Here is a 12570-nt window from a genome sequence, read left to right as displayed (position 1 = left end):
CGCAGACGCCGATGGCGTTGCGGGGGTTTTTCTTTGCCCGACGCATTGGATGACGGTGGAAAGGGGAAGCCCGGCCTCGCCGGGGGAAAGGGGACACATGGCAATGCACTACCTGTGGTTCGTCGCCGCGGCCGTGCTCGTGATCGCCGAGCTGGCTACTGGTACGTTCTATCTGCTGATGGTTGCGCTCGGCCTCGCCGCGGGCGGCTTAGCGGCACTGTCAGGCCTGGAGCCACCGACGCAGACGGTGGTGGCGGCAGTGGTGGCCATCATCGGCATCGTCCTGCTGCGCCGCACGCGCTTTGGCCGTCTGCGCAGGAGCAATGCGGCGTCCGATCCAGGCGTCAACCTCGACATCGGCCAGGAACTCGAAGTGCCGGCGTGGGATACCTACCGCCGTGCGCGTGTGCCGTACCGTGGAGCGGACTGGACCGTCGAACTGGCGCCTGGCCCGGATGCGGCGCCGGGGCGTTATCGCATTGTCGAAGTCCGCGGTTCGACGCTGATCGTCCTGCCGCGCTGAGTCCCGTTGTTGCCGCGCCCTGGCGGCGCGGCATTGCTGTCAACTGTCCGGAGGGTCTTACATGGAAGTCTTTCAGCTTGGCTTGTTGCCGCTGATTATCCTAATCGGTGCCATCGTGCTGATTGCGAGAGGCGTCAAGATCGTGCCCCAGCAGCATGCCTGGGTGCTCGAGCGCCTGGGGCGGTATCACGCAACGCTGACGCCGGGGCTGACGATCGTGGTGCCGTTCGTCGACCGCGTCGCCTACAAGCATATCCTGAAGGAAATCCCGCTCGACGTCCCGAGCCAGGTCTGTATCACGAAGGACAACACCCAGCTTCAGGTCGACGGCGTGCTGTACTTCCAGGTCACGGACGCGATGAAGGCCTCTTACGGATCCAGCAATTTCGTGGTGGCGATCACGCAGCTGTCGCAGACCACGCTGCGCTCTGTCATCGGCAAGCTGGAACTCGACAAGACCTTCGAGGAGCGCGAGTTCATCAATCACAGCGTGGTGAATGCGCTGGACGAGGCGGCTTCGAACTGGGGCGTGAAGGTGTTGCGCTACGAGATCAAGGACCTCACGCCGCCGAAGGAGATCCTGCACGCCATGCAGGCGCAGATCACGGCCGAGCGGGAGAAGCGCGCGCTCATTGCCGCGTCCGAAGGCAAGCGCCAGGAGCAGATCAACCTGGCGTCAGGCGCGCGCGAAGCCGCGATCCAGAAGTCCGAAGGCGAAAAGCAGGCCGCCATCAACAAGGCGCAGGGCGAGGCGGCAGCCATCCTTGCGGTGGCGGAGGCCAACGCGCAGGCCATCCAGAAAATCGGTCAGGCTATCCGCGTGGACGGCGGCATGGAGGCCGTGAACCTCAAGGTGGCCGAGGAGTACGTCACGGCCTTCGGCAACCTGGCCAAGCAGGGCAATACGTTGATCGTGCCGGGCAACCTGGGCGAGATGAGCAGCATGATTGCCTCTGCCTTGCAGATCGTGAAAGGGCAGAAGGCCGTCTGATTGAAGCAGGGCCGGCGGCTTATTCCTTGCTGCCGCCCTTCATGATGCGCGACTTCTCGCGCTGCCAGTCGCGTTGCTTCTCGGTTTCTCGCTTGTCGAAAAGCTTCTTGCCCTTGCCCAGGCCGATCTCGCATTTCACGCGGCCGCGCGTGTAGTGGAGGTTCAGCGGCACCAGCGTATAGCCGCGCTGTTCGACCTTGCCGATCAGCCTCTTGATCTCGTCGGCCTTGAGCAGCAGCTTGCGCGTGCGCACCGGGTCCGGATTGATGTGGGTCGACGCGCTCTGCAGCGGGCTGATGTGGGCGCCGATCAGGAACATCTCGGCATCGCGCACCACGACGTAGCCTTCCTTGATCTGCACGCGGCCGGCGCGGATCGCCTTGACTTCCCAGCCTTCCAGCGCGATGCCGGCCTCGTATCGCTCTTCGATGAAGTAGTCGAAAAAGGCCTTCTTGTTATCTGCAATGGTCATGCGTGCTGGGCAGGGGTGCGTGAGTGAAAAATCTCGCCGGACGGGGCGGGCCTGGTGGCCCATTCTGCGGCGGGGATGCCGCGGGCGCCTGTGTCGGCTAAAATCCGGATTTTAGCAAACCAGCCCCGGTACCGGTCCATGTCCGCGGCGCGCCAGGTCCGATTGGCGCGATATTGCAGTGCGGGATGACCGGATACCCGATTTTTCCATTCATGGCAGACGTCCATAAATCCGTGCTGCTCGGCTATTCGGCCGGGCAGATGTACGACCTGGTCACGCGCGTGGAGGACTATCCAAAGTTCCTCCCGTGGTGTGGCGGCGTCGAGGTGTTCGAACAGACCGAGACCACGCTCGATGCCAAGATCCATATCCAGTTCAAGGGTATCCAGCAGTTTTTCCATACGCGCAATACGCAAGAGCGGCCCACGCGCATCGACATGACGTTTGCCGACGGGCCATTCAAGACGTTCAACGGCTCCTGGCGCTTTACCCCGCTGCGCGAGGATGCCTGCAAGATCGAATTCCACCTGCATTACGAGTTCTCCAGCTTGCTGCTGGAAAAGATTATCGGCCCGGTATTCAGCGTCATCGCGAATACCTTCGTGGATGCCTTCGTCAAGCGTGCCGAGGTGGTTTATGGCGCCAACTGATGCCGCGCCGGGCACGGTGCGCATCTCGGTGTGCTACGCCAGGCCGGATTCGGTTTTCCTGGAGGAAATCGATGTGCCGGAGGGCACCACGATTGCCGCGGCCATCGTCGGCTCGGGGCTGCAGCAGGCCTGCCCCGAGGTGGATCCGTCGACCATGCGCGTCGGTATCTACGGCAAGCTCAAGACACCCGATACCGTGGTGCGGGCTGGGGATCGTCTCGAAATCTATCGGCCCCTGACCGCGGATCCGAAACTGGCCCGGCGCCGGCGCGTGCAGAAGACGCGCGCGAGTGGCACGCGCGAAGGGCAGAAGTGGTTGCGCGGGGGCGGTTGAGGGCCGGGGACGCCAGCGTTGGTGTTCGGTACTGGCCTTAGCCGCAGTCCTTCTCGATATTGGCGTTGGTTTTCACGATCTCGGCCTGGCGTTGTTCGCCGCCGAGAAACTGCACGCCGCCGTCTGCGGTCATCACGCCGGTACGCGCGCCTTGTTGCAGGCCCTGCGCGTAGTTGCGCAGCTGGGCGCAACGCGTGGCCCGCTCGTTGGCTTCCGCCTCTTTCTGCGCATCCTTGGCAGCCGCCTCGAGCCGCTCCGCGCGGCGCTTCTGGAACGCTTCCTCGGCCGTTGGTGCGGGTGCCGCGGCGGCCTTTGCGGCGGCCGGCCGGGCCGGAGCGGCTTCGGCAGTGGCGGGTGTGACGGATGTGGCGGGCGTGGCCTCGACGGGCTTGTATTCGCCGGAAAGTTTCCCTGGCCCCTTCACGATGCGCGTGACGTCTGGAGGCGGGGGCACGTCGCTATACACCATCCGACCACTGGCGTCGCGCCATTGCCACTGGGCGGATGCCGATGCCGGCACAGCGGCGAGGGCGGCGGCAAGCAGCGAAAGCGACAGCGCGGACGAGCGGATCATGGCTGGGTACGAGTAGTGTCTGGACAGATGTTCCGAGGCCGGCGTTGGCTTGCCGGGCCGGCCGGGCATCCTGGATGTGACCCCGGCGACATCGAGTGCAAGTCTACGCAGACTTGTCGCTGGCGTGCAAGCGAACAGACCAGGCGACGCCGACCATGAGCAGTGCGATGGCGGCGATTTCCAGCGGCCGCGGCCAGCGGTGATCGAACACAAACCCGTATGCCAGCGCGAAAAGCGTCTCGAACACGATCATCTGGCCCGACAGTGTCAGCGGCAGCCGGCGGCTGGCGATGTTCCAGAGGTTGTTGCCAATCAGCGACGCTCCCAGTGCCACGGCGGCGTTGACCATCCAGAACCATTGCCAGTCGCGCCCGGAGCCAGGGGCGCTCAGCGCGTCGCCGGCCAGCAGCCAGCCGCCCAGGGCGAGCACGGCGGAGACCGCGCCGGTCGACAGTCCGTACAGCGCCGACCACTCATTGCCGCTGTAGTGCGGATTGCGCTGCAGGTAGCGCGCGTTATCCACGGCATACAGGGTCCAGCAGACCAGCGCGCCGGCCGCGCAGGCTACCCCCGCGAGCTTCTGCCAGACTGGCCGGGCGATGGCGCCGGCTGCGGCGGCATGCGCGCTCTGGCCGCCGCCGAACAAGTCGATGTTGATGCAGGCAATGCCGGCCGCGACCACCAGCAGCGGCCATACCAGCCGGGACAGCGGCACCGCGCCATGGTCGCGCCGGCCCATGATGGTCACGGAAATCGGCAGGATGCCGATGATCAGCGAGGTCGGACCTACCCCGGCGAGCTGCACGCCGAAGGCCAGCAGTACGTAGTACAGCAGGTTGCCCGTGAAGGCCTGGCGCAGCAATGCCACGCAATCGGCACGCGTAAGCTTGCGTGCAATGCGCTTCATCAGCGGCAGGGCGGCGACTAGTGCGACCACCCCGTAGGCCAGGTAACGCCCGATGGCCAGCTCCCACGGCGAAAACGCCGGCAGCAGCTTGGGCGCGATGAACACCATGCCCCAGAACGCGCCCGCCAGCAGTCCGCACAGTACGCCAATCCCCATTCCCGCCACACTTCGAAGAAAAAAGATTTCGAGCATAGCAGAGGCCGTCGTGCGCGGGCGTTTGCGCCGCGTCAAGATGCGCGCCTTCCTGTATAATTCGGTTTTGCGCCTAGAGGAATTGCTATGCGTCTTGTCCAGAAAGCACTCACGTTCGATGATGTGCTGCTCGTGCCGGCCTATTCGGCCGTCCTGCCCCGGGATGTCTCCCTTCGTACCCGCCTGACCCGTTCGATCGACCTGAACATTCCGCTGGTGTCCGCCGCCATGGATACCGTGACGGAGGCTCGCCTGGCTATTGCCATGGCGCAGGCGGGCGGCATCGGAATCGTTCACAAGAATCTGAAGCCGGCCGACCAGGCCCGCGAAGTGGCTCGCGTCAAGCGCTACGAATCGGGTGTGCTGCGTGATCCGATCACCATTTCCCCCGACATGAAGGTGCGGGAAGTGATCGCGCTGTCGCAGCAGCATGGCATTTCGGGCTTCCCGGTGCTGGAGGGCAAGACCGTCGTCGGCATCATCACCAACCGCGACCTGCGCTTCGAGGAAGAGCTGGACGCGCCGGTGCGCGCCAAGATGACCCCGCGCGAAAAGCTGGTGACCGTCAACGAAGGCGCCACGCTGGAGGAAGCCAAGCGCCTGATGAACCGTCACCGCCTGGAGCGTGTGCTGGTGGTCAACCAGGCCTTCGAGCTGCGCGGCCTGATCACCGTGAAGGACATCCAGAAGGCCGTGGACAATCCGCTGGCCAGCAAGGACGACCATGGCCAGCTGCGCGTCGGCGCGGCGGTCGGCGTGGGTCCGGACAACGACGAGCGTGTCGAACTGCTAGTCAAGGCCGGCGTGGACGTGATCGTGGTCGATACCGCCCATGGCCACAGCCAGGGCGTGCTGGACCGCGTGCGCTGGGTCAAGCAAAACTACCCGCAAGTGCAGGTTGTCGGCGGCAACATCGCCACTGGCGACGCCGCGCGTGCGCTGGTCGAGCATGGCGCGGACGGCGTCAAGGTCGGTATCGGCCCGGGCTCGATCTGCACCACGCGTATCGTTGCTGGTGTCGGCGTGCCGCAGATCACCGCCGTGTCGAACGTGGCCGAAGCCCTGAAGGGCACCGGCGTGCCGCTGATCGCCGATGGCGGCGTGCGCTACTCCGGTGACGTGGCCAAGGCGCTGGCGGCCGGCGCCCACACCGTGATGATGGGCGGCATGTTCTCGGGTACCGAGGAAGCGCCGGGCGAGGTGTTCCTGTTCCAGGGCCGCTCGTTCAAGAGCTACCGCGGCATGGGTTCGGTGGGCGCCATGAAGGACGGCGCGGCTGACCGCTACTTCCAGGAAGACAACACCGCCAACGTCGACAAGCTGGTTCCGGAAGGCATCGAAGGCCGCGTGGCCTACAAGGGCTCGGTCATGGCCATCATCCACCAGCTCACCGGCGGCGTGCGCGCCTCGATGGGCTACTGCGGCAGCAAGTCGATCGCCGACTGGCATGAGAGCTCGCAGTTCGTGCAGATCACCGCGGCCGGCATGCGCGAGTCGCACGTGCACGACGTGCAGATCACCAAGGAAGCGCCGAACTACCACATCGACTGACCCGCGCGGCGGGCCTGCCGAGCCAGGTGACAGGCATCCCGGCAGGCAAGCCTGCCGGGCCTGCTGAGGACCGCTCATGAAGGTGCTGCTGCGAGCCGTACTGTTCTTTGACGCCTTGCTCGACCTGATGCTCGGCGTGCTGCTGCTGATGTCGCCGTTCACGACGTTGTATGCGGCCCTGCAACTGCCCCAGCCGCAACCGGCGCTGTTCGGACAGTTGCTGGGTGTCGCGCTGATCGGCTTGTCCTGGCTGCTGTGGCATGCCACCGTCAACGGACAGATGACGGTGACCGTGGCTCGGACCGTTGGCTACGTGAACTTGGCCAGCGCGCTGCTGATCCTCTCCTGGCTGGTGTTCCTGGAACTGCCGCTGGAAGGCGCCGGCAAGGTCTGGGTGCCCATCCTGGTGGCCATGCTTGGCTTTTTCGCGCTGGTGCAGATACCGGCGGCCAAGCGCGTCCGCAACCGCGAGCGGCAGGCGAAGGCAGAGCGCGAGCTGCAGCAGGCCAGCGAAGCCCATGATCCACGCCCGCAACCCGGCCCCGCGCGCCGCGCGCAAACATCGACATTCCCCGACAACCGGCGCGAGCCGGTCATCACACCGCCGCCCGGCTATGGCCCGGGCACGGAAGTGACAACCGAACCCGAACCGGAAGATACGCCACCCGCCCATCATGCACGACAAAATCCTTATTCTTGATTTCGGCTCGCAGGTCACGCAGCTGATTGCCCGCCGCGTTCGCGAGGCCCACGTCTACTGCGAGATCCATCCGAACGATGTGAGCGACGAATTCGTCCGCGAATTCGCGCCCAAGGGCATCATCCTGTCGGGCAGCCACGCCAGCACCTACGAAGACCACCAGCTGCGCGCGCCGCAGGCGGTGTGGGACCTGGGCGTGCCGGTGCTCGGCATCTGCTACGGCATGCAGACCATGGCCGTGCAGCTCGGAGGCAAGGTCGAGTGGAGCGATCACCGCGAATTCGGCTACGCCGAAGTCCGCGCGCATGGCCATACCGCGCTGCTCAAGGACATCGAGGATTTCACCACGGCCGAAGGCCATGGCATGCTCAAGGTCTGGATGAGCCACGGCGACAAGGTTGCCGCGCTGCCGCCTGGCTTCAAGCTGATGGCCTCCACCCCGAGCTGCCCGATCGCCGGCATGGCCGACGAGGCGCGCGGCTACTACGCGGTCCAGTTCCACCCGGAAGTCACGCACACGTCGAAGGGCCGCGAGATGCTGGAGCGCTTCGTGCTGGGCGTCTGCGGCGCCGGCGCGGACTGGGTGATGAAGGACCACATCGAGGAAGCGGTATCCCTGATCCGCAAGCAGGTCGGCGACGAGGAGGTGATCCTGGGCCTGTCCGGCGGCGTGGATTCGTCGGTGGCTGCCGCGCTGATCCATCGCGCGATCGGTGACCAGCTCACCTGCGTGTTCGTCGACCATGGCCTGCTGCGCCTGGACGAGGGCAAGATGGTGATGGAGATGTTTGCCGGCCGCCTGCATGCCAAGGTCGTGCATATCGATGCGTCGGAGCAATTCCTCGGCCATCTGGCCGGCGTGACCGACCCCGAACAGAAACGCAAAATCATCGGCCGCGAGTTTGTTGAGGTCTTCCAGGCGGAAGCCAAGAAACTCACCAACGCGAAGTGGCTGGCCCAGGGCACGATCTACCCCGACGTGGTCGAGTCGGGCGGCACCAAGACCAAGAAGGCCACCACCATCAAGAGCCACCACAACGTGGGTGGGCTGCCCGAGACGCTTGGCCTGAAGCTGCTGGAGCCGCTGCGCGACCTGTTCAAGGACGAAGTCCGCGAACTGGGCGTGGCGCTGGGCCTGCCGCCGGAGATGGTGTACCGCCATCCGTTCCCGGGTCCGGGCCTGGGCGTGCGCATCCTCGGCGAAGTCAAGCGCGACTACGCGGACCTGCTGCGCCGTGCGGATGCCATCTTTATCGAGGAACTGCGCAAGACCATCGCGACGGAGCAAGACGCCGCCGCCGGCTTGTGCGAGCCGCAGCAGGTGGGCAAGAGCTGGTACGACCTGACCAGCCAGGCTTTTGCGGTGTTCCTGCCGGTGAAGTCTGTGGGTGTGATGGGCGATGGCCGGACCTATGACTACGTCGTGGCGCTGCGCGCCGTGCAGACCACCGACTTCATGACCGCGCACTGGGCGCACCTGCCGTACTCGCTGCTGGGCCGTTGCTCGAACCGGATCATCAATGAAGTCCGGGGCCTGAACCGGGTCGTGTATGACGTGTCGGGCAAGCCGCCTGCGACGATCGAGTGGGAATGATGCGGCGCGAGCCGATCGCTATCCCAGGCGGTTGAGCCAGTACCGAGTCTGTCACCGAAGCCCGCGCTGTTGCGCGGGCTTCGTGTTTTTTGGCGATCACGAGATCGCTATCCGTGTGGGAATACGCCGACAACGGAACGGGATGTCACCGGCTGACGACGGCAAACGCGTCGCCTACGCTTCACGGTAGCGGGTGGTGGCTGGCAGCGGGATCCGCTCGGGTTTTCGACTGCCGGGTTCCATCTGGCAATGGGCCACCTGAACGGCCGGTCGGGGGAAGCATGGCAACAAAGCGGCGTGACGTCACGCCACCTTCGCCCCCGGTAGCGCGCAAGCTGCCGGAATTGTTTGCCGCGCGTCACTGGCAGCCGTTCGACTTCCAGCGCGCGGTATGGGACGCCATCGGACGAGGGCAAAGCGGCTTGCTGCACGCCACCACAGGCACCGGCAAAACCTATGCCGCATGGCTGGGCGCCTTGCTCGCCTTTGCCAGCCCGCCAACCCGCCCCGGAGCGCCGTCACCTTCGTTGACCGTGCTCTGGCTGACGCCGATGCGCGCGCTTGCGGCGGACACCACCCGGGCGCTGCTCGCACCGCTTGCCGAACTCGGCCTCGACTGGAGTGTGGGGTTGCGCACCGGCGATACCAGCAGCAGCGAGCGCGCGGCACAGGCACGCCGGCTGCCGACCGCGCTGGTCACCACACCGGAAAGCCTGTCGCTGCTGCTGACGCGCGCCGATGCGCGCGAGGCGCTCCAGAGCGTGCGGCTAGTCGTGGTCGACGAGTGGCACGAACTGATCGGCAGCAAGCGCGGGGTGCAAGTGCAACTGGCGCTGGCCCGGCTGCATCAATGGCAGCCGGACCTTTGCGTGTGGGGCTTGTCCGCGACGCTTGGCAACCTGAATCATGCGCGCGATGTGCTGCTCGCCGGTGTTGCGCCGGAACGGCGCGTGCTGGTCCACGGCCATACGCCCAAGACACTCATCATCGACACGCTGCTACCGGACGCCGCCAGCCGTTTCCCATGGGCGGGACACCTTGGCCTGTCGATGTTGCCGCACGTGGTGCGCGAACTGGAAGCGAGCACCACCACGCTTGTGTTCCTGAATACTCGATCGCAGGCGGAGCTCTGGTACCAGGCATTGCTGGAGGCTCGACCGGACTGGGCCGGCCAGATTGCGCTGCATCACGGATCGCTGGACCGCGCCGTGCGCGAATGGGTCGAGCAGCACCTCAAGAACGGCGAGTTGCGCGCCGTGGTGTGTACCTCCAGCCTGGACCTTGGCGTGGACTTCCTGCCGGTGGAACGCGTGCTGCAGATCGGCTCGCCCAAGGGCGTGGCGCGGCTGCTGCAGCGCGCCGGGCGATCGGGGCACGCCCCGGGCAGGGCATCGCGCGTGACCGTGGTGCCCACGCACAGCCTGGAACTTGTGGAGTCGGTCGCAGCTAGAGAGGCTGCGCTGGCCGGGCGGATCGAGGCGCGCGATTCGCCGGACAAGCCGCTCGACGTGCTGGTGCAGCATCTGGTCACGGTGGCACTGGGCGGCGGATTCCGGGCGGACGACCTGCTGGCCGAAGTGCGGACCACGTGGGCCTACCGCGCGCTGACCGGGGAGGAATGGCGATGGTGCCTCGACTTCGTGCGAAATGGCGGCGGTACGTTGTCTGCCTATCCCGACTATCACCGAGCGATGCCCGACGATGACGGCGTCTGGCGCGTGCCGGATGCCCGGCTGGCGCGCCGGCACCGGATGAGCGTGGGTACGATCGTCAGCGATGCGACGATGCAGGTGCGCTACTGGACTCGCGCAGGCAGCGGCGGTGCATCCCTGGGGACAGTCGAGGAAGGCTTTATCGCTCGCCTGGCGCCCGGTGACTGTTTCCTGTTCGGCGGCCGCCTGCTGGAACTGGTGCGCACGCAGGAGATGACCGCCTACGTGCGCCGCGCCACGGGCAAGCGGCCGGCCGTGCCGCGCTGGAACGGCGGCAAGATGCCGCTTTCCACGGAGCTCGCCGACGCCGTCGTCGCCACACTTGATGCCGTGCGCGCGGGTCGGCTGGATCTGGCCACGACGCCCGAACTGCCGTTGATCGAGCCGCTCGTGGCCTTGCAGATGCGCTGGTCGTCAGTGCCTGCGCCGGACACGCTGCTGGCGGAGACGCTGCATTCGCGCGAAGGCTGGCACCTGTTTCTCTACCCCTTCGCCGGGCGTTCCGTGCATCTCGGCCTCGGCAGCTTGCTGGCATGGCGGCTGGGGCAGAAAGTACCGGCTACGTTCTCGGTGGCAGTCAACGACTATGGATTGGAGTTGCTGGCGTCCGCGCCGCTGGATTGGGGGCAGTGGCTGCCACAGGTGCTGGCCGAAGAGCGCCATCGCGATCTGGCCGCCGACGTGATGGGCAGCCTGAACGCCGGCGAGCTGTCGCTGCGCCGCTTCCGCGAGATCGCTCGCGTGGCGGGGCTGGTGTTCCAGGGCTATCCCGGCGCCGCCAGGAGCGCGCGGCAGCTGCAGGCCTCGTCGAGCCTGTTCTATGAAGTCTTTCGCAAGCACGACCCCGGCAATCTGCTGCTCGGGCAGGCCGAACGCGAGGTGCTGATGCAGGAGCTGGATGCGCACCGCCTGACCACCACGCTGGCGCGGCTGGCGTCAATGCGGCTGGACTTGCGCGTGCTGGAACGGCCGTCGCCGCTGGCGTTCCCGCTGATCGTGGAATTCCTGCGCGAGAAACTCAGCACCGAGAAGCTTGCGGACCGCATCGCCCGCATGCTCTCCGACCTGGAACGCGCCGCGGGTCCGGCGCCGGACTACACGGGGCCGATGCATGACATGCCGCCCGGCGTTGATGCAGCGCGCGTGGCAGAGCAAGCGCGCTTCGGCATGTCCGACCACGCAGGACCGGCGGGCCCGCGCAAGCCTCGACGGACGCGCAAGCCGTCCCGGCCACTACCGCTGCTATGACCGGCATGAGCGATATCCACCTGGTTGCGTCGGGGGCCCATGCCGTGCGTGTGGCCGGCGAGACGCTGTGGCTGCTGCCGGAGCATGCGGTGTGGTGGCCGGCGGGCAGCATGCTGCTCGTGGCGGATGTCCATATCGGCAAGGGCGCGGCCTTCCGCGCATTGGGTCAGCCGGTGCCGAGCGGGACCACTGCCGACAACCTGGCGCGGCTACATGCGCTGGTGCGTCGCTATCCGGCGAACGAACTGGTGTTTCTCGGGGACTTTCTGCACGCCCGCGCCGCGCGCACGGGCGCTGTGTTGATGGCGCTGCGCGACTGGCGGCGCTGCCTGCCGGCGCATCTGCGCTGCACGCTGGTACGCGGCAACCACGACACTCACGCCGGTGATCCGCCGCCCGACCTGGAGATCGCAGTCGTCACCGAGCCGCTTTCGGCCGGACCCTTTGCTTTGTGCCACATGCCGGGGACTTCGCCTCAAGGCTTCGTCCTGGCGGGCCATCTGCACCCTGCCTGCGTGCTGCGCGGCACCGGCGGCGATGTGTTGCGGCTGCCGTGTTTTGTGTTCGGCGCAGAGGGCGCCATCCTGCCAGCGTTTGGCGCGTTCACGGGACACGCTACGATCCGGGCGCAACCGGGCGAGCAGTGCTACGTGGTTGGCGACGGCCGGGTGTGGCCCGTGCCGGTCAGGTAAGGCAGGGGCGCAACTCAGGCCCGCCCAGCAGATCCTGCTCATCCAGCAGCGCATAGGCAATCTCGGGCGTGGTCTCCATCGCCCGGCGTATCGCCGCTGGAATCGCCTGCTTCGTCTTCCGGCATAGTCCCGGCTTATCTTCGAGCTGGATGTTGATCCCCCGCAGCGTGCGCACGCCATTCGCGCTCGGCGTGATGGTCAGGACGATGCCAAGTTGTGCCTGCAAGCGGCCGCCCAGATGCCGCAGGTCGGCGAGGCTCGTCACGCTTTCCAGCCGCGCCACCAGCCGTTTTTCCTCCTCGCGGGTCAGGCGCAGGACGCTGAGATCGGCGGCCGGATCGGCCAGCAGTTCTTCCCTGCGGCAAGTGCAGGCGCCGGGGGGGCATTCCGTGCGGATCGGGAAGGGCGCGTTCATCGGGGGCGGCCGGGC

General features: G+C 66.4%; 13 protein-coding genes. 9 read left to right on the top strand and 4 right to left on the bottom strand.

The features are described 5' to 3' along the window. The first annotated feature begins 97 nt into the window (after positions 1 to 97). Both AC3FKG_RS15165 and AC3FKG_RS15160 read left to right on the top strand, forming a co-directional pair. The gene (locus AC3FKG_RS15165; protein WP_483708234.1) at positions 98 to 523 is read left to right on the top strand and encodes an NfeD family protein; all 426 of its coding nucleotides are present in this window, start codon (positions 98 to 100) and stop codon (positions 521 to 523) included. A gap of 61 nt (positions 524 to 584) precedes the next feature. Next, complete coding sequence (locus tag AC3FKG_RS15160; RefSeq protein ID WP_483708233.1) at positions 585 to 1514, top strand: SPFH domain-containing protein; 930 nt, start codon at positions 585 to 587, stop codon at positions 1512 to 1514. Positions 1515 to 1533: 19 nt separating this feature from the next. Here the strand turns inward: AC3FKG_RS15160 and smpB are convergent, their stop codons facing one another. After that, positions 1534 to 1986, bottom strand: a complete 453-nt coding sequence (smpB, locus tag AC3FKG_RS15155; RefSeq protein WP_488743448.1) for an SsrA-binding protein SmpB — start codon at positions 1984 to 1986, stop codon at positions 1534 to 1536. Between the two features lie 212 nt (positions 1987 to 2198). On the opposite strand from smpB, the gene AC3FKG_RS15150 reads away from it, so the two are divergent. Together AC3FKG_RS15150 and AC3FKG_RS15145 are read left to right on the top strand one after the other, a co-directional pair. Next, a complete protein-coding gene (locus tag AC3FKG_RS15150; RefSeq protein WP_483708231.1) occupies positions 2199 to 2636 on the top strand; it encodes a type II toxin-antitoxin system RatA family toxin in 438 nt (145 codons plus the stop codon). Further along, positions 2623 to 2970, top strand: a complete 348-nt coding sequence (locus AC3FKG_RS15145; protein WP_483708230.1) for an RnfH family protein — start codon at positions 2623 to 2625, stop codon at positions 2968 to 2970. Before AC3FKG_RS15150 ends, AC3FKG_RS15145 begins: the two co-directional genes overlap by 14 nt. A 37-nt stretch (positions 2971 to 3007) precedes the next feature. Here the strand turns inward: AC3FKG_RS15145 and AC3FKG_RS15140 are convergent, their stop codons facing one another. Both AC3FKG_RS15140 and AC3FKG_RS15135 read right to left on the bottom strand, forming a co-directional pair. Beyond that, a complete protein-coding gene (locus tag AC3FKG_RS15140; RefSeq protein ID WP_488743447.1) occupies positions 3008 to 3544 on the bottom strand; it encodes a DUF4124 domain-containing protein in 537 nt (178 codons plus the stop codon). Positions 3545 to 3647: 103 nt separating this feature from the next. Further along, positions 3648 to 4607, bottom strand: coding sequence for a DMT family transporter (locus tag AC3FKG_RS15135; RefSeq protein WP_488743446.1), 960 nt, complete (start codon positions 4605 to 4607; stop codon positions 3648 to 3650). A gap of 123 nt (positions 4608 to 4730) precedes the next feature. Here AC3FKG_RS15135 and guaB point away from each other — a divergent pair, with 123 nt between their 5' ends. The 5 genes from guaB to pdeM all read left to right on the top strand — a co-directional run bounded on the left by guaB (position 4731) and on the right by pdeM (position 12140). Beyond that, positions 4731 to 6194, top strand: coding sequence for an IMP dehydrogenase (gene guaB, locus AC3FKG_RS15130; RefSeq protein ID WP_483708227.1), 1464 nt, complete (start codon positions 4731 to 4733; stop codon positions 6192 to 6194). Between the two features lie 76 nt (positions 6195 to 6270). After that, the gene (locus AC3FKG_RS15125) at positions 6271 to 6894 is read left to right on the top strand and encodes a hypothetical protein (RefSeq protein ID WP_483708226.1); all 624 of its coding nucleotides are present in this window, start codon (positions 6271 to 6273) and stop codon (positions 6892 to 6894) included. Beyond that, positions 6869 to 8488 carry a glutamine-hydrolyzing GMP synthase gene (gene guaA, locus AC3FKG_RS15120; RefSeq protein WP_483708224.1) on the top strand — a complete coding sequence of 540 codons (1620 nt, stop codon included), beginning with the start codon at positions 6869 to 6871 and terminating at the stop codon, positions 8486 to 8488. The genes AC3FKG_RS15125 and guaA overlap by 26 nt, the downstream gene beginning before the upstream one ends. A 281-nt stretch (positions 8489 to 8769) precedes the next feature. Beyond that, positions 8770 to 11448 carry a ligase-associated DNA damage response DEXH box helicase gene (locus AC3FKG_RS15115; RefSeq protein ID WP_488743445.1) on the top strand — a complete coding sequence of 893 codons (2679 nt, stop codon included), beginning with the start codon at positions 8770 to 8772 and terminating at the stop codon, positions 11446 to 11448. After that, entirely contained in the window at positions 11445 to 12140 is a 696-nt protein-coding gene (gene pdeM, locus AC3FKG_RS15110; RefSeq protein ID WP_483708221.1) for a ligase-associated DNA damage response endonuclease PdeM, read from the top strand. Before AC3FKG_RS15115 ends, pdeM begins: the two co-directional genes overlap by 4 nt. On the opposite strand, the gene AC3FKG_RS15105 is transcribed toward pdeM, so the two are convergent. Next, positions 12133 to 12555: a hypothetical protein gene (locus AC3FKG_RS15105; RefSeq protein WP_488743444.1), complete on the bottom strand. Its 423-nt coding sequence runs from the start codon at positions 12553 to 12555 to the stop codon at positions 12133 to 12135. The two genes, pdeM and AC3FKG_RS15105, sit on opposite strands and share 8 nt — an antisense overlap. Positions 12556 to 12570 lie beyond the last annotated feature (15 nt).

The sequence above is a fragment of the Cupriavidus sp. 22TCCZM04-2 genome (assembly GCF_057798895.1).
Note: the sequence above shows the minus strand (reverse complement) of the source record. Positions and strands in the feature narration are given on the sequence as shown.

Excerpts from the sequence above, each read along its gene's own strand:
- AC3FKG_RS15165 (WP_483708234.1), top strand. The coding sequence starts at position 98 with ATGGCAATGCACTACCTGTGGTTCGTCGCCGCGGCCGTGCTCGTGATC.
- AC3FKG_RS15160 (WP_483708233.1), top strand. The coding sequence starts at position 585 with ATGGAAGTCTTTCAGCTTGGCTTGTTGCCGCTGATTATCCTAATCGGT.
- smpB (WP_488743448.1), bottom strand. The coding sequence starts at position 1,986 with ATGACCATTGCAGATAACAAGAAGGCCTTTTTCGACTACTTCATCGAA.
- AC3FKG_RS15150 (WP_483708231.1), top strand. The coding sequence starts at position 2,199 with ATGGCAGACGTCCATAAATCCGTGCTGCTCGGCTATTCGGCCGGGCAG.
- AC3FKG_RS15145 (WP_483708230.1), top strand. The coding sequence starts at position 2,623 with ATGGCGCCAACTGATGCCGCGCCGGGCACGGTGCGCATCTCGGTGTGC.
- AC3FKG_RS15140 (WP_488743447.1), bottom strand. The coding sequence starts at position 3,544 with ATGATCCGCTCGTCCGCGCTGTCGCTTTCGCTGCTTGCCGCCGCCCTC.
- AC3FKG_RS15135 (WP_488743446.1), bottom strand. The coding sequence starts at position 4,607 with ATGGGGATTGGCGTACTGTGCGGACTGCTGGCGGGCGCGTTCTGGGGC.
- guaB (WP_483708227.1), top strand. The coding sequence starts at position 4,731 with ATGCGTCTTGTCCAGAAAGCACTCACGTTCGATGATGTGCTGCTCGTG.
- AC3FKG_RS15125 (WP_483708226.1), top strand. The coding sequence starts at position 6,271 with ATGAAGGTGCTGCTGCGAGCCGTACTGTTCTTTGACGCCTTGCTCGAC.
- guaA (WP_483708224.1), top strand. The coding sequence starts at position 6,869 with ATGCACGACAAAATCCTTATTCTTGATTTCGGCTCGCAGGTCACGCAG.
- AC3FKG_RS15115 (WP_488743445.1), top strand. The coding sequence starts at position 8,770 with ATGGCAACAAAGCGGCGTGACGTCACGCCACCTTCGCCCCCGGTAGCG.
- pdeM (WP_483708221.1), top strand. The coding sequence starts at position 11,445 with ATGACCGGCATGAGCGATATCCACCTGGTTGCGTCGGGGGCCCATGCC.
- AC3FKG_RS15105 (WP_488743444.1), bottom strand. The coding sequence starts at position 12,555 with ATGAACGCGCCCTTCCCGATCCGCACGGAATGCCCCCCCGGCGCCTGC.